The organism is Rhodopirellula sp. UH5, from assembly GCF_056839225.1.
This window is the reverse complement of the sequence record NZ_CM166390.1, coordinates 282,157-298,771: the sequence shown is the minus strand read 5'-3', so window position 1 is coordinate 298,771 and position 16,615 is coordinate 282,157. Positions and strand designations below refer to the sequence as shown.

The following is a 16,615-nucleotide window of genomic DNA, read 5'->3' as shown; positions in this document are numbered from 1 at the left end:
AATCGCCGGTGCGTCGGCTTTCGGGGTAGCAAACTTGAGCCGAAAAGATCAAGCCGGAAAGAATTTTGCCTGCCGGTGTTTCACGCAAGAAGGCACGTCGTGGCGTGCCATGGCATGGAGCCGCGTCGACGGGTGAGGCAAACCAGCCCAACAGACGATTCAGCTGTGACTCAGTTCGAGGGGCGAAGGAGTTGGTCGCGAACTTCTTCGGGAGGCAACAGGTCGAGCACTTCTCGTTCGTCAGCGGAGGCTTCTTGATAAGCTTGTTGCAGCGTTTTCGATTCCGAATCCGGCCGACCGCGACGCCGCAAGGCTTCTTCGGCCCAGTCGCGGATGACCATCGAACGGAACCAAGCGTTCGTGGAAACCGTTCGCAGCAGCTCCAAGTCTTCTTGCGGCAGCATGATTTCGATTTGATGCAGTTCGCTCAGCGTCAACGGTGGTGATTCAGGGCCACGTTTCCCATCCTTGGGACCGTGACGACGGCCCGAGTTTCCCACAATCGAATGAGCGATGAAATGATACCAGATCGATTCATCGACACCCTGACCATCCCGTCCCCGGCCACCACTCTCACGCTCTCTCCAGCGGCGAAACCCTTCCATCATTCGCGTGGCGGCTGGCTCTTGATCCGCGATCCGTTGTTGAACGATTTGCCGCATCGTGAATGCGATCCGCTCGATCGTCTCGTCACTCAAACCTTTTGCTGTCACACGTCCGATGACGCTCATCGTTTCATGCACGCCTTCTTCGATCGCACGTTCACGCAGTTCACCGGTTTGGTTTTCGATGGCGGCCAACGTGTCACGACTGAGCTGTTCCTTCCAACGTGAATAAGCTCGGAGCGTGGTCAGCAACTGTTGCGAATCCTCTGCCTCGGCCACGCGTTTGGCTCGATCTCGTGTGATGGAGCGAGCTTGGGGAGAAAGGTTGTTGAACGTGTCCCAACGTCGGTACGCCGTCGCGCGTTGCTCCTCATCCAGTTCCGCGACGGCCTCAAGCAATTCATCGGTGCCTCCGTATTGATCCACCAAGGACTCCAAGTCTTCGGTCGCGGATCGGCTGGCGAGCGCAAACCACAACGGTGATTCCGCGAGGTCTCGGACGAGCTCCAAGTCATCGGTGCTGAAATACGCCAGGTGATCGATCGCAATAGGCAAATCCGCGATTTGACTCTGATGCGAGACGGTCTGCCAGCGCCAACTGACGAGCGACGAAACAACCAAAGCCAGCACGCCAAACGCGAACAAACGACGCGTCCATTTCTTCATCCGACGACGGGGCAGGGTGCCTGAACCGGAAACGCCATTGCCCGTGCCCGCCGCCTCGATCCCCATCGAGGCTCGCGTGAGATCACGAACGACCATTTCCAAGGTGGTTTGGACCGAGTGCTCATCCACCATCGGAGTCGGCAAGACATCCAGCATGTCCCAACCACGCTGCAAACCTTGTAAACGCAGACGCAGGGATTCCTCACTGATCAACCGATCCTCGAGTTCCGCACGCTCCTTTCCGGAAAGCTCGCCGTCCAGGTAAGCGACCAATTGCTCGTCGTCAAGATTCAGCGGAACATCGCGAAGCGTGAGCTGATCCGGATCATTGCCCCGTGCCGAACCGTTTCCCGACACCGAACCATCGGGCCCCAGTTTGGGAATTGCCATCGAGACGGTTCTGTCGCCGGCGGTTTGACCTGTTTCGTTGGCGGATGCCTTGCCGGACACGCTGGCATCAACGTCAAGCTCCGCGTTGGTTGGGTTGTCGAGAGGACGTTTGGGATCATTCATGAAGGTTCCTCCTCGGCAAATTCACCGGCCCGCTGATCGGCGGCTGGCTCCATTTTCAACGACGGCAATGACATCGCCGGATCAACCGTTCCGCCCAACTGCCCCGATTCGATGTAGGGCGTGAGAGCTTCTTTCAAACTGACGCGAGCGCGGCTGAGCAACGACTTCACCGCCTTGGTGCTCAGGCTCATCGTTTCCGCGATTTCGACGTAACTCATGTTTTCAAACCGAGACAGGATCAACGCCATGCGCTGGCGTTCATTCAACGAAGCGACTGCCGCTCGAACGATCGTGGCTCGTTCGTCGCCTTCGACTTGGCGTGTCGGCATCAATCCGCTGCTGTCGACCGCCGTCACCGCCAAAAAAGGTGAGTCATCCGAATCGTCGGCGCCCCGCGGCGAATCGACTTCGCTGGTCTCATGCCGGCGTGCCGCGGTGCGTTTGGAATTGCGAGCGACATTGCCTGCGATTGTGAACAACCACGTCGAAAACTTGGCTCCCGGCGTGTAACTCTGGCGAGCCCGGTAGACCCGCATGAAGGTTTCCTGTGCCAAATCCTCCGCCAGGTCGCCTCGAGGTGCCAAGTGTTGCATCAACCGAACCAACCTTGCTTGATAACGCCGAACCAGCTCTTCGAACGCGCCCGCATCATCCTCTTTCACGCGCAGCATCAACCGCACGTCAGGATCAGATTGCGTGTAACGCAGGACGGTGGACTGGGTCGGCGATGTCAGGGCACTGTGGGGAGAGGAGGGAAAAAGGGACGGAAAAAACGGGAACAGGAAAGAACACAGTAGGGCAGGGCGGCGTCAAAAGTTTCTGAGCGGGTCTCCAACTAACCAAACGCAACCGCAGAGCCAGCTTCGCCGGGACCTCCACCACCGAGGCCCCGCTTCGCCGCTCACCCACCGCCGGCCGCGGCGTGCTGCAAGATGCCATAAATTTCGATCACGTTGTCATCCGCATCAAACACCGGATTCCCACGTGTGAACAACTTTCGATACTTGCCTTGGTCATCACGATACCGGAACTTCAACTGGTACGAGGTCCCCTGAGTCAGACTACGTTCCACGGCAACCTGAAGTTTCTCACGGTCGTCCGGGTGAATCGACGCGATGAAGTCGTTGTAATCCGGAGCCCCACGGCTGACATCTCGTCCGGTCACTCGGAACGCTTCTTCGGACCAACGGATCGCCTGGGACTGCAAAGCGAACGACCAACTACCTAACCCCGCCAAACGCTGAAGGTCTCGCAACCGCCGCCGAGAATACTCCAAATCACGTTCCGCGGTCTTGCGAGCCGAGATATCCCGCACGGTCGACAACAGCATTTCTTCGCCGCCCAGCTGAACCGTTCGCGAACTGATCAAAACATCGATCACGCCTGGGATTTGCACCTGGCCGGTCTTGTCATCGCAATTGGGTTCTTCCAATTGAGTTTGCTTGTGCAGGAACTGCGTTTCGAAGTTGTCGATCTGCCCTTCCCGAGCGAGTTGCTCGATGAACGTTTCGCGTTTCTCTGGGCAAGCCCAGATTGTCAACGACGTCATCTTTTGGCCGACGACCTCTTCTTTGGCATAGCCCAGCAATTCCAAGCAGGCAGTGTTGGCTTCCAGCACCACGCCATCGGACCAGCGGATCAGCATCCCGGCGTCGGGCGAGTGCGTGAACAAGGTCGAGTACTTCGCTTGGCTTTCACGCACTCGTTCACGACGATCGCGTTGCTTGCGAACTCGCGCTGCCGCTTCGCTGTCAGTTTGCCCGGCGGATTCATACAGGACCAACGCCAAATCCAAGTCGCCTTGGGCGGTGGCGGTTCGGGCGAATTCCAACTGGGTGCTACGCAACGTGTCGATCGCGCGACGGTTGTCGGGCCAAATTTCGATGGCTTCGCGAAGCAGAGCGTCGACGGCCGCAAAACGCTCGTACCGATCCGCTCGCAAGCCGGATGGAACACTTTCCTGGCAAACTTCTTCGGGAGCTCCCAGTTCACCGATCTCGGCCAAACGCCGTTTTGCACGACGGACCAAACGATCGCTGGCCTCATGAGAGCGGTGACCTTCAATCGCCTCGATCAATTCTTCCACCGAAGTGAACCGGTCCAGAGGATCGGTCGCCATCGCCTTCAGCGCGATCTGAATCAATTCCAACTCGGTGTCACCGAGTTGATCTGGAACGGGCTCGATTTGATTGTTTGCTGCAGCTCGAATGCAGGCCAACAGACTCTTGCCATGGTGCGGCGGGAAACCCGCCACCACTCGAAACAAGATCGCGCCCAACAAATAGATGTCCGTGGCATAGGTGATGCCAAACAGATCACCGGCTGCCAGTTCCGGAGCCATGTAGGCTGGCGTTCCCCCAATCGCGTGATGCGAATCCGTGCTGGGAACAGCCGCCGTCGGCGTCAACGAACTCTTGCTGAGGGCCAATCCCCAGTCCGCCACCAGGACTTCGCCGAAGCGTCCCAGCATCACGTTCTCGGGCTTCAAATCGCGATGCACGAGGCCTCGCGAATGCGCGTAACGAATAGCATCGGCAACTCGCAGCAAAATATTGAGGTTTTTCTCCAAAGAAAGCGTGTCGATTTGCTGGTCCCAACTCGCACCATCCACCCGCTTCATCGAGTAGAAGAGCTGACCTTCGTCGTCAATGCAGAGATCATGCAGCGCGATCACGTTGGGATGGTCGAGCGCACCGATCACACGAGCCTCGGCCAAGAAGCGTCCACGTGAGGAAGCATCCGTTGCCAACTCACGCCGCAACACTTTGATTGCCACTTCGCGATCGATCGCTCGCTGGTGGGCTTGGTACACGATCCCCGTCCCACCGCTGCCCAGCGTTCCCACCAACCGATACTCAACATCCTTCATGGAGGCACAATCCGCCTTGGTCGGATCAGAACTCAACATGGCAACGCGACGCGGCGGCAAGAACCCTTCGCAGCTGGAGGTCGCGGCCGGAGGGTTGAGAGCGGATGGCGATGAGTCGCCCGCACCAATCAGCAGATTCCCGGTTCGCGATGGATCCGTATCCACGACGTCACCATCGACCGAACCAGTGGCCTCGATCGTTCGAGCCAAGTCCGCTGCATCGACCTTGCCTTCGGTGGTGACACGAGGCGTCGCAATGTGCGGAACGTATGCCCAACTGGGATGCTGCAACACACCCGCGCTCGATCCTCCCTCGGCAATCGCGTCCAGCGACAATGTGAGCGTCTGCGAATCAGCAGGCATCTCGGCCAATCGCTTGGACAGAGCGGCATCGACTTCAATCGTTTCAATCAGGCTGGACATCAACACGTCCGAAGAGGGCGAACATCCGCGAATGAGTTGGCCACACATGCCGAAATTCGCGCACCTCATTTTAGACGGCGGGCCACTGGCAACGTAGGCCCAAGAGCAGTTTTCACCCCTGCATCGCCCAGAATTCCGGCCCGCTGGCCCGGACAAGTCTACCTGGCCGGATCGACCAACCGGGGGAGCAGAAACCCACGCCACGTCTGCCCACCCCCGTCTGTTCGTCCCCCCAAACCCAGCGAGGCCCAACCGTCGCCTGGGCTCTTCGCCCGACAAAGCCTCGTATGTAGGTTGGGCTCTCAACCCGACAACTGACTGCATCACACCGGAGCGGCAAGCGTCCGAAATGAAAAGAAGACTGCTTGTCGGGCTGGGATCCCAACCTACGGAATCGAGACGCCACCCCAAATCACCGCACGAGCGGCGCACAAAAAAACCGACGTGGCCGCGGATCGAATCCGCTGCACCACGCCGGCCAGGTGAATCTTGGGTTGCCGAGCAAGCTTGCTCAGCCGATTTGGATCAGCCCGCGACGCGAAGCTGAGGCCGATTGACGCCGCCCAGCAGACCGCGAATGCGTTCGAACTCTTCGGCGTCACTGAAATGAATCGTGATCTTGCCGCGACTGCGAGCCGAGGCTTTGATCTCAACCTTGGTGCCGAACACCATCCGCATCTCTTGCTGCATCGCTTCGATGTGCGGAGGAACAGGCTTGCGTTTTTGGCGTGAGACGTTGGTGACCTTGAGGCCCGTCTCGCAGTCCTCTTCTGCACGAAGCAGTTCCGCCACACCGGTCTCGGTTTTGCGAACGCTCCATCCTTCTTCCAAGATCTTCTTGGCCGTGACAACCTGCACTTCGACTTCACCGATTGGCAGCAATGCTCGAGCGTGCCCCGCGGTCAACTCGCCGCTGGTGACCATCTCAACAATGGGCTGAGGCAGTTCCAGCAAACGCATCAAGTTAGCAATCGTGCTCCGGTCAATGCTCAACCGGCGAGCCAAGTCGTCCTGCTTGCATTTGTGCTCGTCGATGTAGCGTTTGAACGACATCGCTTTTTCGATCGCGTTCAAGTCCTTGCGTTGCAAGTTCTCGATGATGGCCAGCTCAGCGACCAAGCGGTCGTCGGCTTCACGAACTTCAGCGCGGATGGTTTTCAAACCCGCGTGAATGGTCGCACGCAAACGACGTTCGCCACTGATCAGCTGATAGCGACCGTCCACGATGCGAACCAGGATTGGCTGCAACTGCTGGTGGTTCTTGATCGATTCGGCCAGCGAAGCGATCTCGTCGGGATTGAATTCGCGACGCGGTTGGAACGGGTTGGCTTCGACGGAGTCGATCGGCAACTCGAGCGACTGGATGCCTGGTTGAGGAGCATCGTTGGTTTCGCCCGGTGGAACGATGTCGTCCATCGGTTCACCCAACAAAGCGGCCAAGCCTTTTCCGAGGCGGCGGTCTTTGCCAGCGGGTGCTTTGCCGGGGTTGGGTCGATTGGTTGTCGCGTTAGTCACGTTGCAGTACCTCCATGCACAGTTGGGTATAAGCGAACGCGCCGCGACTTCGCGGGGCGTACTGGAAAACGGTTTGGCCGTGGCTGGGGGCTTCGCACAGTGCGACATCCCGGGGCACGACACTTTCAAAAACAATGTCGCCAAAGAAGTCACGGACCTCTTCGTCGACTTCTCGAGTCAGTTCAAGTGATTCGTCGTACATCGTCAGCAGGATCCCGCCGAAGGTAAGTCGACCATCGGTGGCGGTGATGACCTTCTTGATCGTTCCAATCAGTTGCGTGACGCCGACCATCGCGAAGTACTCGCACTGGATCGGAATCAACACTTCGGTGCTGGCGGTCAGCGCCGTTTCCGTCATGGCACCCGCACTGGGCGGGCAATCGATCAAGATGTATTCGTAGTCGCTCATCACGCTATCGAGATGCTTTCGAACCCGAGCGGTCGAACGATCGCCGGTTTCTGCAAGCACGTCCGCGTCATGGAAAGAGCGACTGCCGGGCAACAACCCCAAATGCAGCACATCGGTTTCGACGATCGAATCAGGAAGCGATTCGGTTCCCGTCAATCCGTGATGCGCGGCAGGCGAATGCCCCAAGGCAGACGTGGCGTTGCACTGTGGGTCGATGTCGACCAACAAGGTTTTCTTGCCAGACATGGCCAGGGCGGCGGACAGGTTGACCGAAGTGGTGGTCTTCCCGACGCCTCCTTTCTGGTTCACGATTGACAAGATCTTCGCCACGTTCACTGCGTCCGAATGAGATGAATCACATTGCCGGCAAGTCCGTTTGCCGACCGACCAAGGAACACCTTGGACAAGCGGGAAACTAGGTGAAACAAAGCTCGCGAAACAAGACTGGTTTCATAAGAAACCGGGCTTGACTTGCTCAGCGTGTTTCTGCCTCCACGAGTTTCGTGTGAAATTGGGCAGATGACAAAGCCCAAGGAAGCAGAAAGAAGAAGCAACCGCATCTCGCTTCTTTGCCGGAAAGCCCAATCGCCCTTCGACCTCGCGCGGCGTTGCCCGGATGAAGCCTGCCTAGTAACCCGACGCGTGAGCGAGGAACCCACAGGCTTGTTGCCATGACACGCGATCACTCGCGAACGCTTCGGGTTAGGATTCAATCAACAAGCCGTGACGCGTCGGGGTACCAGGTGACGAAAGAAACCAGCTCAATCGGGTTGCCGGATCCAGTGGCGTTGGCGTTCCATCACACTGGGTGCTGCCGGCATCGCAGGCATCGCGACTTCCGGGATCTGGAACGAACGTGAACGAGTCGAGCCCTGCGGCGGAAGCTGACGCTGCAAATCCACCGTCGGCGGCCTCAGGACTTGCTGCCGGGCATCGGGCCTCACCTGAGAACCCGGCACCGAGCTGGCCAATTGCGCCGGCGTCGACTCTTCGCGAACGTCGGGATTCGAAGCCAAATTCGCAGGAGCGGACGTGGAAGGACGCGCCGCGACCTGGCCAGAACCCAATGACACGGGGCCTGACGCGACAGAGCCCGATGACACGGAACCTTGCACCCGAACTTCCGCCTTGCCAATCGGAGGCAGGGGATTGGATGGCGATCCTGCCAGAGCGTTGTACCGCTGGTCAGGGAAGTGTGGGCTACTCAGCGGCACGGCCAAATCGTCATACGTCAGCGGCAAACGCGAGTCGCGACGGGAACGAGCGGCCTGCTCCGTGGGAATGACTCCGGGACCAGTCGAGGCAAAGTCGTCGGCTCGCGACGGAGCCGCATGACCCTGGCGGGGTGGATCAGGCGCCCGATGATTCGGCCAGCCCGTCGTCTGAGCCTGAGCCGAAAAGGTCGCTGCCTGCCCGGCCCCCGAGGTTCCCGAATCCCAAGGCGGAGTCAACGGATCAGATGTGGCGATCGCGAAGGGGGCCGACGTCGGCCCCGTTGCCAAGGCATTGGGGTCGGAAGATTCGGGATGCACCGCGTCGCGACGAAATGGAATCGCGGCGAGCAAGCCACCGACAACAATGATCGTGCCGAGCGTGAGATTTCGCATGAGAAGGACTCGAAGGCTGGGGGAAAAGAACAATCCAGCTTCGTCCATGAAGGGGCACCGTCGATCGCTTCATGCGGATGCCTATCGAGTTGATCGGCAGCGAAAGTCACCCTGCCCGCAAGAATTTCTTCGGCGACGAATGACCGCTGCAAACGAAAAGGTCACGAGCGAATAGATTCAACGATCGGAACAAACGGGCGCGGAAACCCTGTCGCCCGATGGTTGTGCGGTTTTCAGATACCGCTTTTCGGTGGGCTTCCGCATGTTGCACCTCTCCTGAAACGAAGTTTGGGGAGAGCTCGCTCAACGCTCGCTTTCCGCCCCCTTCCGCTGCGCGGGCGGGGTTCTCAAGACGCTGCTGGCCCAGCACTTAAGAACGGCACGACCTCGGGAGGGCAATGCAAAGCCGCTCGACCTCCAAACGTTGCGGGGGTGGAGTCACGCCGCTCGCTGAGTGACCTCGGGGGTCACATCGCGGATCGCTCTCGCCAACGACCGCAACACCTCCCCGCGCCGGCGAACCGGGCGAGCTGCCCAGGCTCGGTTCAAAACAAGCTCCACGCCCAAATAGTGCACGTCGTGGAAATGCTTTCTCATCGCCTTGGTCAACGAATCATTCGTGCCGCGGCCCGGATGATTGCGGCGGACACGCAAATCGGGCATCGCGAAATACAGCTCGTCGGACAGGTCCAGGCACCAATCCAGCTCGTCGCGGCGGCTGGGATCGTACAGCAACCCGACATCACCCCGCTGCCACTGGCCGGATGCTGCTCGTGCGGCAAACGTGCGAACCGACAGATGCACGACGTAGGGAGACTGCAACATCATCTCGCTGATTTGCCGCCGCACTGCCTCTCGATAAGGCGTGCGGATTTCCGCCAAAATCGCGTTGCGAACCTGAACGGACAACTTCCGGATCGACGGGCGAAAGAGATGACGGTGATGGACCGATCGCCCCACATCGACCAAGTCCGCCCGATACGGATTTGCTATCAAATCACACCCGGCGTGCTCGGCGATCATCCGCGAGGCAAAACCAGCGTCACGATCAATCAATGGAGGAGACAATCGGGACCGGTCCTCGTCACTGAGAACGGAAGCTGTGCCAGGAAGTGCCGCCGGCCACCCCGAGTGAACCAGCAGCTCGCGCAGTGATTCTGGGATCCGGTCGCCACCGATGTCGCAGGTCACTAAGAGAGCCATCCTTGTTCTCCCGCAACTATTCCGCGGTCCAGTGGTGAGCCCGACCGATCAACTGCTCCAGATCCGCCCAGTAATTGGGATAGGTCTTCCCTGTGCAGGCAGGGTTCTCGATTTCGATGCCGCCCAACCGCAGTCCCGCCAACGAAAAGCTCATCGCCATTCGGTGATCATGGTAGGTGTCCAGCCGCACGGGGCTGGACTCACTGACCACAGGCTCGCTCAGCGGATGAATGGTCATCCCGTCCTCGTGTTCATGGATCGTCGCTCCCAGCTTGCGAAGCTCGCAGGCCAAGTCGCCGATCCGATCCGTCTCTTTGAAACGATTGTGAGCCACACCGCGAACACGAGTTGGCGAGCTAGCAAACAGTGCGACCATCGCCAGCGTTTGCACGGTGTCGCTGATTGCGTTCATGTCCACATCCACGCCGCAAAGCTTTCCGCCGGGCAATTCCGTCGCGATGACGCGGATGGAATCGTCACTTTCTTCGATCTGGCACCCCATCATTTCCAGGACATCCACGAAGGCCACGTCCCCTTGGGTCGCTGCTCGGCTGAGCCCCTTGACCGTGACGTCGCCGCCCGAAATCGCCGCGGCGGCCCAGAAATAGCTGGCTGCGGAAGCATCCGGTTCGATGTCCCAACCGATCGAGTCGTAGTCGCCACCGATCTGAACCAGCACATCTCCCTCGGCGGAAGCTGGCCACTGCAAGTCCACCTCCGCACCGAAAACCTGCATCGCGTCGGCAGTCATCTCCACGTAGGGACGGGAGACCAATTCGCCGACAACTCGGATCGTCACGGTTTGCCCAGACTGACGACTGGCCAGCGGAGCCGCCATCATCAAACCACTAAGATACTGGCTGCTGACACTGCCCCCCACCTTCAGCTCGTGACTCTCCCAACCAGCGGTCTGAATGTGAACCGGGGGGCATCCGCCTTCAGAGACCGCTTCGATGCGGCCGTCTACGACTGGCGAAAGCGCGTCGATCAAGTCACCGATGGGACGCTCATGCATCCGCGGGACGCCCGACAAGATGTAGTTGCCGCCGAGAGCCGAGAGGGCGGCAGTCAAAAATCGAATCGTGGTTCCGCTGTTGGCAATGAACAATTCATGCGGACCCTTGGACTCAGGAGACGCGGTGATGCCGTTGACCACGAGAGTTCGCCCCGCATCGAGCGATTCAATCTCCACACCGATTTTGCGAAGCGAGTCCGTCATCACGTGCGTGTCTTCGCTGACCAACGCACCGCTGAGCTGGCTGGTGCCACTGCCAAATGCGGCCATCAACAGGGCTCGGTTGGTCAGGCTCTTGCTACCGGGAGGTCGAATTGAACCGTGAACGGGGCCACCGGGAATGACTCGGACGGTGGCGATGGCGTTGGACGGCAATTCGGTGATCGAGTTCATGAACCGGCTAAAGAGGTTTGTTCTGGAGAGGACGAGGTCCGGGGTGGATGCTGCCCGGGAATCCAAAGGGATCCAACAATCATGACCGCCAAGGTGACCGTGTGGATCAACCAAGTCGGCTCGCTGGTGGTCACGGTGCGAGCAGTGACCACACTCATGATAACCAATAATGCCAAAAAGCGACGCTCGGCACGACGCGCGGCCGCGCCCACCGACAATTTACTGACCATCAACATGACCAAGGCAATCAACGGCAATCCGATGGCACTGGTGGCGGTCGCCAAAAAAATCAACTGAGGCATCACTGGCATCCTGCGTGAAGCGGAACAAAAAGAAGAGACCGGAAAAGAGCGTTCCTTGCTCGCCGGGAAAGCTCTTGTCACATTTTTGCCCCGGTTCGCGGAAGAGCGAACTTGAGCGGAACTTCCAATTTTCGGACGGAAAAATCCATCGCATCGAAATAATCGGCAAAACCTCCCTAAATTACCTCACCCGAACTCGGAGGAATTCCGATAGAGGATGGCGGAGGGCTTTGTGCCTGGACGTTTTCGCAAATCGCTTGCCAATCGTCGAGTTCAAGCCCTGGGAAATGGGCCTGGAACACGATTGTTCCTGGCCGCCCGCCTTCCCACCTGTCACAATCTCCCCCCTTTCACTTCCCGATCCCACATGTCTGCTCGAAGAATCGCCTCCGCCGCTTTTTCGCTGATCTTGCTGGTCACCCTGGTGGTCCCATCGATCGGCTGCCGCCTGTGCGCCGATTGCGACTTGGACGCCTACCCAGCCTACGGCGGCGCCTGGGAGAGAACTCTCCGCGACACCGGTCGCGTCGGCAGCGTGCTCGATCCCGCCGGCGTCCGGGCCGCTGACCTGGAAGCCAGAACGGATCCCGAAGCAGCCGATCGCCACATTCGCGGCCGATCCCGGTACGACAACGAAAGCACGGCGGATTCGGGGGAAGATCGTCAAAAGAAGTCCGCCGACGAGCAACGCAAGCTTGACGACGAGACTCGTGACAACGACAAAACGCAGGAACAGCAGGATGCTGACCTTCAAGAACTGGAAAAACGTCTGGAGGGCCTGGATTTGCAAGACATCCGTTACGTCGAACCTCGCGAAAACCAATCGAGTTGGAACTAGCGACCCTCGACCGTCCCCCCCAAAGAGCCAACCGGCGTGAAATTCGACCCCCGCAAGCTTGTCGGCCCGTTGATGGCTCTGTTGCTGTTCGGCTTGGCCGTGCGGCTCCTGATCGGCGAAGCTCACAAAGTTTCCTGGGATGACTTTGTCGCTGGCCTGACCGGTGTCCCGACTGCCTACTTGGTGATTGCCACCTTTTTGGTGGCCCTGAACTACGGCCTGCTGATTTGCTACGACATCTTGGCACTTCGGTATGTCTGCCGAGCGCTGCCGTTGCGACGAGTCTCTCTGGTCGCATTTTTGGGGTATGCCCTGGGAAACAATCTCGGCACGCTGCTAGCGGCGGCCCCGATCCGGTACCGCTTCTATCACCGCTGGGGCCTCACCCATCGCCAAATCGTGGCCTTGATGAGCGTGCTGGCGCTGACATTCTGGTCGGGCGTCTGCGTGCTCGGCGGAGTCGTTCTGGTCCTGCACCCGATCGAACTGCCAGCCAGATTTGACCTGCCCTTTGGAGTCCGAACGCTCGGAGCCATCCTGCTTTCAATCGCTGTTTTCTACGCTGGAATCTGCCTGGTTTGGCGAAAACCCTGGCCGATTGGCAAACTTCACCTGCGACCGCCAAGCCTGGGACTGGCGACCGCTCAGGCATCCGTTGCGATCGTCGACCTGACGATTTCCGCGACAGCCCTGTACCTGGTGATGCCCGGTGACGCGGTGGTGCCATTTCCCACGGTCCTGGCAGCGTACCTGGTGGGAATCACGGTCTCCCTGATCACCCAGGTTCCCGGCGGACTCGGCGTTTTGGAATTGATCCTGTGGACGCTGCTCAAAGACACGGTCGGAAAACCCGTGCTCGCCTCTGTTTTGATTTTCCGTGTGATCTACTACATTTTGCCACTTCTAGTCGGCATGGTCGTCTTGGTGGCTCACGAGATCTACAGTGGCGCCATGGAAGCTCGCCACGACGCGGAAACGTTCGATTCCAAGACCACCTGAACGACCACTTCCATGGATCAATCCATTTAACGGTTTGCTGCGTCGAACGTTGCGGTAAAATGGATGCGGATGGGGAGCTTGCCTGAGCATTCCCAATGCACGAGCGAGCCCTGTTCTTCGCACTACCCTGCTTTTGCCCACCTCAATCGCCCTCCCCTGCCCCCAACCACAAGGCCGAACGATGCCGCTGCTCTCAAAGCCTCTTTGGAAACACCTCTTTGGATTCGCGATCGCGGGCGGATTCCTTTTCGCCTTCGCCGGATGCGGTGAGCCAATGGCGTCGACTCATGCTGACGATTCACCGGCGGCGGAATCAACTGACACAAAATCAGTTGACACCCAAAAAACGTCCGCCACGGACACGTCGTCGACCAGCCAGAAAACAAGGCCTCTTCTCACCCACAACCGATATGAGCTGAAGATGGATTCGAGCCCGTTCAACAAGCTAAGCGAAGCCGAAGCCTACGTGATCTTGCACAAAGGCACCGAACCACCCGGGGATGGTGGCTACACACTGACCAAAGATCCCGGCACGTACATTTGCAAACGCTGCAACACGCCGCTGTACCACGCCAAAGACAAGTTCATCAGCCACTGTGGCTGGCCCAGCTTTGATGATGAAATTGAGGGTGCGGTCAAACGACATCGAGACGCCGATGGACGTCGGATCGAAATTGTCTGTGCCAATTGTGGCGGCCACCTGGGACACGTCTTCCACGGCGAACGCCTGACGGCCAAAAACGAACGTCACTGCGTGAACTCCATTTCGATGAAGTTCATTCCGGAAGGCAAGGAAATGCCCAAGCCGATCAAAGCGACCGACGTGAAGAAAGAAGACAAGGCGACCAAGCCCAAAGAGACGAAGCCGAAAGCGACCGACGCCAAGCCTTCCGCCGAGTGAGCATTGGCAGAGTGGAACATTTGCCCCAAATGTTCGCGTGCTCGGCTCATTGTCGTCGAGCAGAATGACGCGAACGGTTGAAAGCGACCCCGGTCGCGAGGAGGCCTGGCGGATCAAGACTGCCCGGCGAAACAGATAACGACAACGGTTCGACTCTGACTACTGGTCTGTCAGGACTTGTTTTTAGGGTAGTGGACGAGGCCACGAGTCCTGAACTGGCGTCGAATCCAAGGACTCGTGGCCTCGTCCACTACGATCAACCCTCACTTTTAACTTTGACGGACCACTCCGCTCTCAAAACGAAGCTGAACGAGAGTAGAACATTTGCCCCCAAATGTTTGCGTGCCCGGTTCATTGTCGTCGAGCAGCGTGACGCGAACGGTTGAAAGGGAACTCGGTCGCAAGAAGGCCTGGTGGATCAAGACTGCCCGGCGGAACAGTTGAGGACAACGGTTCGACTCTGACCACTGGTCTGTCAGGACTTGTCTTTAGGGTAGTGGACGAGGCCACGAGTCCTGAACTGGCGTCGAATCCACGGACTCGTGGCCTCGTCCACTACGATCAACCCTCACTTTTAACTTTGACGGACCACTACGCTCTCAAAACGAAGCTGAACGAGAGTATAACATTTGTCCCCAAATGTTTGCGTGCCCGGTTCATTGTCGTCGAGCAGCGTGACACGAACGGTTGAAAGGGAACCCGGTCGCAAGAAGGCCTGGTGGATCAAGACTGCCCGGCGGAACAGTTGAGGACAACTGTTCGACTCTGACCACTGGTCTGTCAGGACTTGTTTTTAGGGTAGTGGACGAGGCCACGAGTCCTGAACTGGCGTCGAATCCAAGGACTCGTGGCCTCGTCCACTACGATCAACCCTCACTTTTAACACTGTTCTACTCTGACTTCGCTCAATCGATCCAGTCAAGCGACTCCAAGAACGCGAACGTCTTTTCCATCGTGTCGCGGTAAATCTTGCCTCCTCCATCGGTCTTCTTCGCATTGAAGAATCCGTGGGGCTGGCCTTCGTAGAGATGCAGTTCGCTGCGAACTCCGACTTCTTCGCAACGGTCGCGAAATCGTTCTCCGGTTGCGACGGGGATCAAATTGTCGTTGGTGCCCAAGAACACGATCGACGGCGGATCGTCCTTCGTGATGTTGTGAGCAGGTGAGTACTTCGCATAGTCGTCGCCCACGCGTGCCGTGCCCCATCCGCCGGGTCCGTTGTCGTAGACGGGGTTGAACAACAGCATCGCTGCTGGCTTGCGAGAAACTCCGCTCACGACTTGGTCCTCCATCATCCCCAAGTAGGCTGCCAAGTGACCGCCTGCTGAACCACCGCCGGTCGCCATCCGCTTCGGATCGATCCCGAACTTGCTGGCGTTGGCTCGGATGGAACGAAACGCATCCGAGGCATCCTCGACGCAGGTATCCGGTGGCGTTTTCGACCTTTTATCCAGCAACCGATACTTCACGCGAAAACAAACCATGCCGCGCTCCGCAAGTTCCTTGCTGTGCGAAGCAAACTGGCCCGGTTTGCCACCCGTCCACCCACCGCCGTGGAAGAAGACGACGGCAGGACGAGAATCTTCCGCCGACCAATCCGCTGGTCGCGTCCAGTCGACGAACAACTTGGTCGTCTTGCCCGACGATTCGTCGCTGACCGTTTTGTAGACAAATTGCTCCTCCACCACTTCGCTCGATGGTCCCGCATCGCGCGTGGCATCGGCAGCGGAGACGAAGTCACCCACTCCGATCGATTGAAATGTGAATGCGGCCGCAAAAACAAATGCAAACGAACGTCGGTGACTCATTGTGTCCTCAGCTTTTTTGAAGGGCGTCGCGAATTTCTCGCAACAGTTGAATGTCCTCGCTCGGCTTGGCGACTTCTTCCTCTTCCGGTTCATCTTCCATTCGCGCCCGAGCTGCATTGATCAGCTTAATCGCTACGAACAAGGCGATGGCGATCAACAGGAATTCAAAAATGGTTTGAGTGAATGGGCCGTAGTTCAAAATCGGATAGTCCTGAACCAGCATCCCGGCACCTTCGCCTTCGATGATCTTGCCAGCATCGTCGAGCTTGGGCGACTCCGTTTCAATTGTCAGAGCGGCCTCTTTGAAGTTGACCCCCGAGCGAGCTGTCAACAAATTGATCGGAGGCATGATGATGTTGTCGACCAACGACTTCACGATGCCACCAAAGGCACCGCCGATCACCACCCCAACCGCCAAATCGATGACGCTGCCTTTGAGTGCAAACTCTTTAAACTCTTGAACCAAACCCATCTCGACCCCTCGCTGTATGCGTTTTGCATCCATCTAAAAAAACACAAACACCATGTTTGCGATGAACGCGTCAAGCC

General features: G+C 58.3%; 14 protein-coding genes. 4 read left to right on the top strand and 10 right to left on the bottom strand.

Annotated features, from left to right (window positions below):
* Nucleotides 1-170: 170 nt before the first annotated feature.
* The 8 genes from UH5x_RS01080 to aroA form a co-directional block, all read right to left on the bottom strand.
* Nucleotides 171-1,784, bottom strand: a complete 1,614-nt coding sequence (locus tag UH5x_RS01080; RefSeq protein WP_482634402.1) for an anti-sigma factor family protein — start codon at nt 1,782-1,784, stop codon at nt 171-173.
* Nucleotides 1,781-2,491 carry an RNA polymerase sigma factor gene (locus UH5x_RS01075; protein ID WP_047814000.1) on the bottom strand — a complete coding sequence of 237 codons (711 nt, stop codon included), beginning with the start codon at nt 2,489-2,491 and terminating at the stop codon, nt 1,781-1,783. Before UH5x_RS01075 ends, UH5x_RS01080 begins: the two co-directional genes overlap by 4 nt.
* A gap of 194 nt (nt 2,492-2,685) precedes the next feature.
* Entirely contained in the window at nt 2,686-5,076 is a 2,391-nt protein-coding gene (locus tag UH5x_RS01070; protein ID WP_482634401.1) for a protein kinase domain-containing protein, read from the bottom strand.
* 525 nt (nt 5,077-5,601) lie between these two features.
* Nucleotides 5,602-6,591 carry a ParB/RepB/Spo0J family partition protein gene (locus UH5x_RS01065; RefSeq protein ID WP_047813998.1) on the bottom strand — a complete coding sequence of 330 codons (990 nt, stop codon included), beginning with the start codon at nt 6,589-6,591 and terminating at the stop codon, nt 5,602-5,604.
* The gene (locus tag UH5x_RS01060) at nt 6,584-7,309 is read right to left on the bottom strand and encodes a ParA family protein (RefSeq protein WP_047814191.1); all 726 of its coding nucleotides are present in this window, start codon (nt 7,307-7,309) and stop codon (nt 6,584-6,586) included. Before UH5x_RS01060 ends, UH5x_RS01065 begins: the two co-directional genes overlap by 8 nt.
* A 452-nt stretch (nt 7,310-7,761) precedes the next feature.
* Nucleotides 7,762-8,607, bottom strand: a complete 846-nt coding sequence (locus UH5x_RS01055; protein ID WP_482634400.1) for a hypothetical protein — start codon at nt 8,605-8,607, stop codon at nt 7,762-7,764.
* 438 nt (nt 8,608-9,045) lie between these two features.
* Nucleotides 9,046-9,810 (bottom strand): N-formylglutamate amidohydrolase, encoded by a 765-nt coding sequence (locus UH5x_RS01050; protein ID WP_482634399.1) that lies wholly within the window; start codon nt 9,808-9,810, stop codon nt 9,046-9,048.
* 16 nt (nt 9,811-9,826) lie between these two features.
* Nucleotides 9,827-11,218 (bottom strand): 3-phosphoshikimate 1-carboxyvinyltransferase, encoded by a 1,392-nt coding sequence (gene aroA / locus UH5x_RS01045; RefSeq protein WP_482634398.1) that lies wholly within the window; start codon nt 11,216-11,218, stop codon nt 9,827-9,829.
* Nucleotides 11,219-11,299: 81 nt separating this feature from the next.
* On the opposite strand from aroA, the gene UH5x_RS01040 reads away from it, so the two are divergent.
* The 4 genes from UH5x_RS01040 (at nt 11,300) to UH5x_RS01025 (ending at nt 14,258) form a co-directional block, all read left to right on the top strand.
* Nucleotides 11,300-11,515, top strand: a complete 216-nt coding sequence (locus tag UH5x_RS01040) for a hypothetical protein (protein ID WP_482634397.1) — start codon at nt 11,300-11,302, stop codon at nt 11,513-11,515.
* Between the two features lie 372 nt (nt 11,516-11,887).
* Nucleotides 11,888-12,358 carry a hypothetical protein gene (locus tag UH5x_RS01035; RefSeq protein ID WP_047813995.1) on the top strand — a complete coding sequence of 157 codons (471 nt, stop codon included), beginning with the start codon at nt 11,888-11,890 and terminating at the stop codon, nt 12,356-12,358.
* A gap of 36 nt (nt 12,359-12,394) precedes the next feature.
* Complete coding sequence (locus UH5x_RS01030) at nt 12,395-13,357, top strand: putative bifunctional lysylphosphatidylglycerol flippase/synthetase (RefSeq protein ID WP_047813994.1); 963 nt, start codon at nt 12,395-12,397, stop codon at nt 13,355-13,357.
* Between the two features lie 181 nt (nt 13,358-13,538).
* Nucleotides 13,539-14,258, top strand: coding sequence for a methionine-R-sulfoxide reductase (locus UH5x_RS01025; protein ID WP_047813993.1), 720 nt, complete (start codon nt 13,539-13,541; stop codon nt 14,256-14,258).
* Nucleotides 14,259-15,163: 905 nt separating this feature from the next.
* On the opposite strand, the gene UH5x_RS01020 is transcribed toward UH5x_RS01025, so the two are convergent.
* Nucleotides 15,164-16,066 (bottom strand): alpha/beta hydrolase, encoded by a 903-nt coding sequence (locus UH5x_RS01020; protein ID WP_482634396.1) that lies wholly within the window; start codon nt 16,064-16,066, stop codon nt 15,164-15,166.
* 7 nt (nt 16,067-16,073) lie between these two features.
* Nucleotides 16,074-16,538 carry a large conductance mechanosensitive channel protein MscL gene (gene mscL / locus UH5x_RS01015; protein ID WP_047815990.1) on the bottom strand — a complete coding sequence of 155 codons (465 nt, stop codon included), beginning with the start codon at nt 16,536-16,538 and terminating at the stop codon, nt 16,074-16,076.
* Between the last annotated feature and the right edge of the window lie 77 nt (nt 16,539-16,615).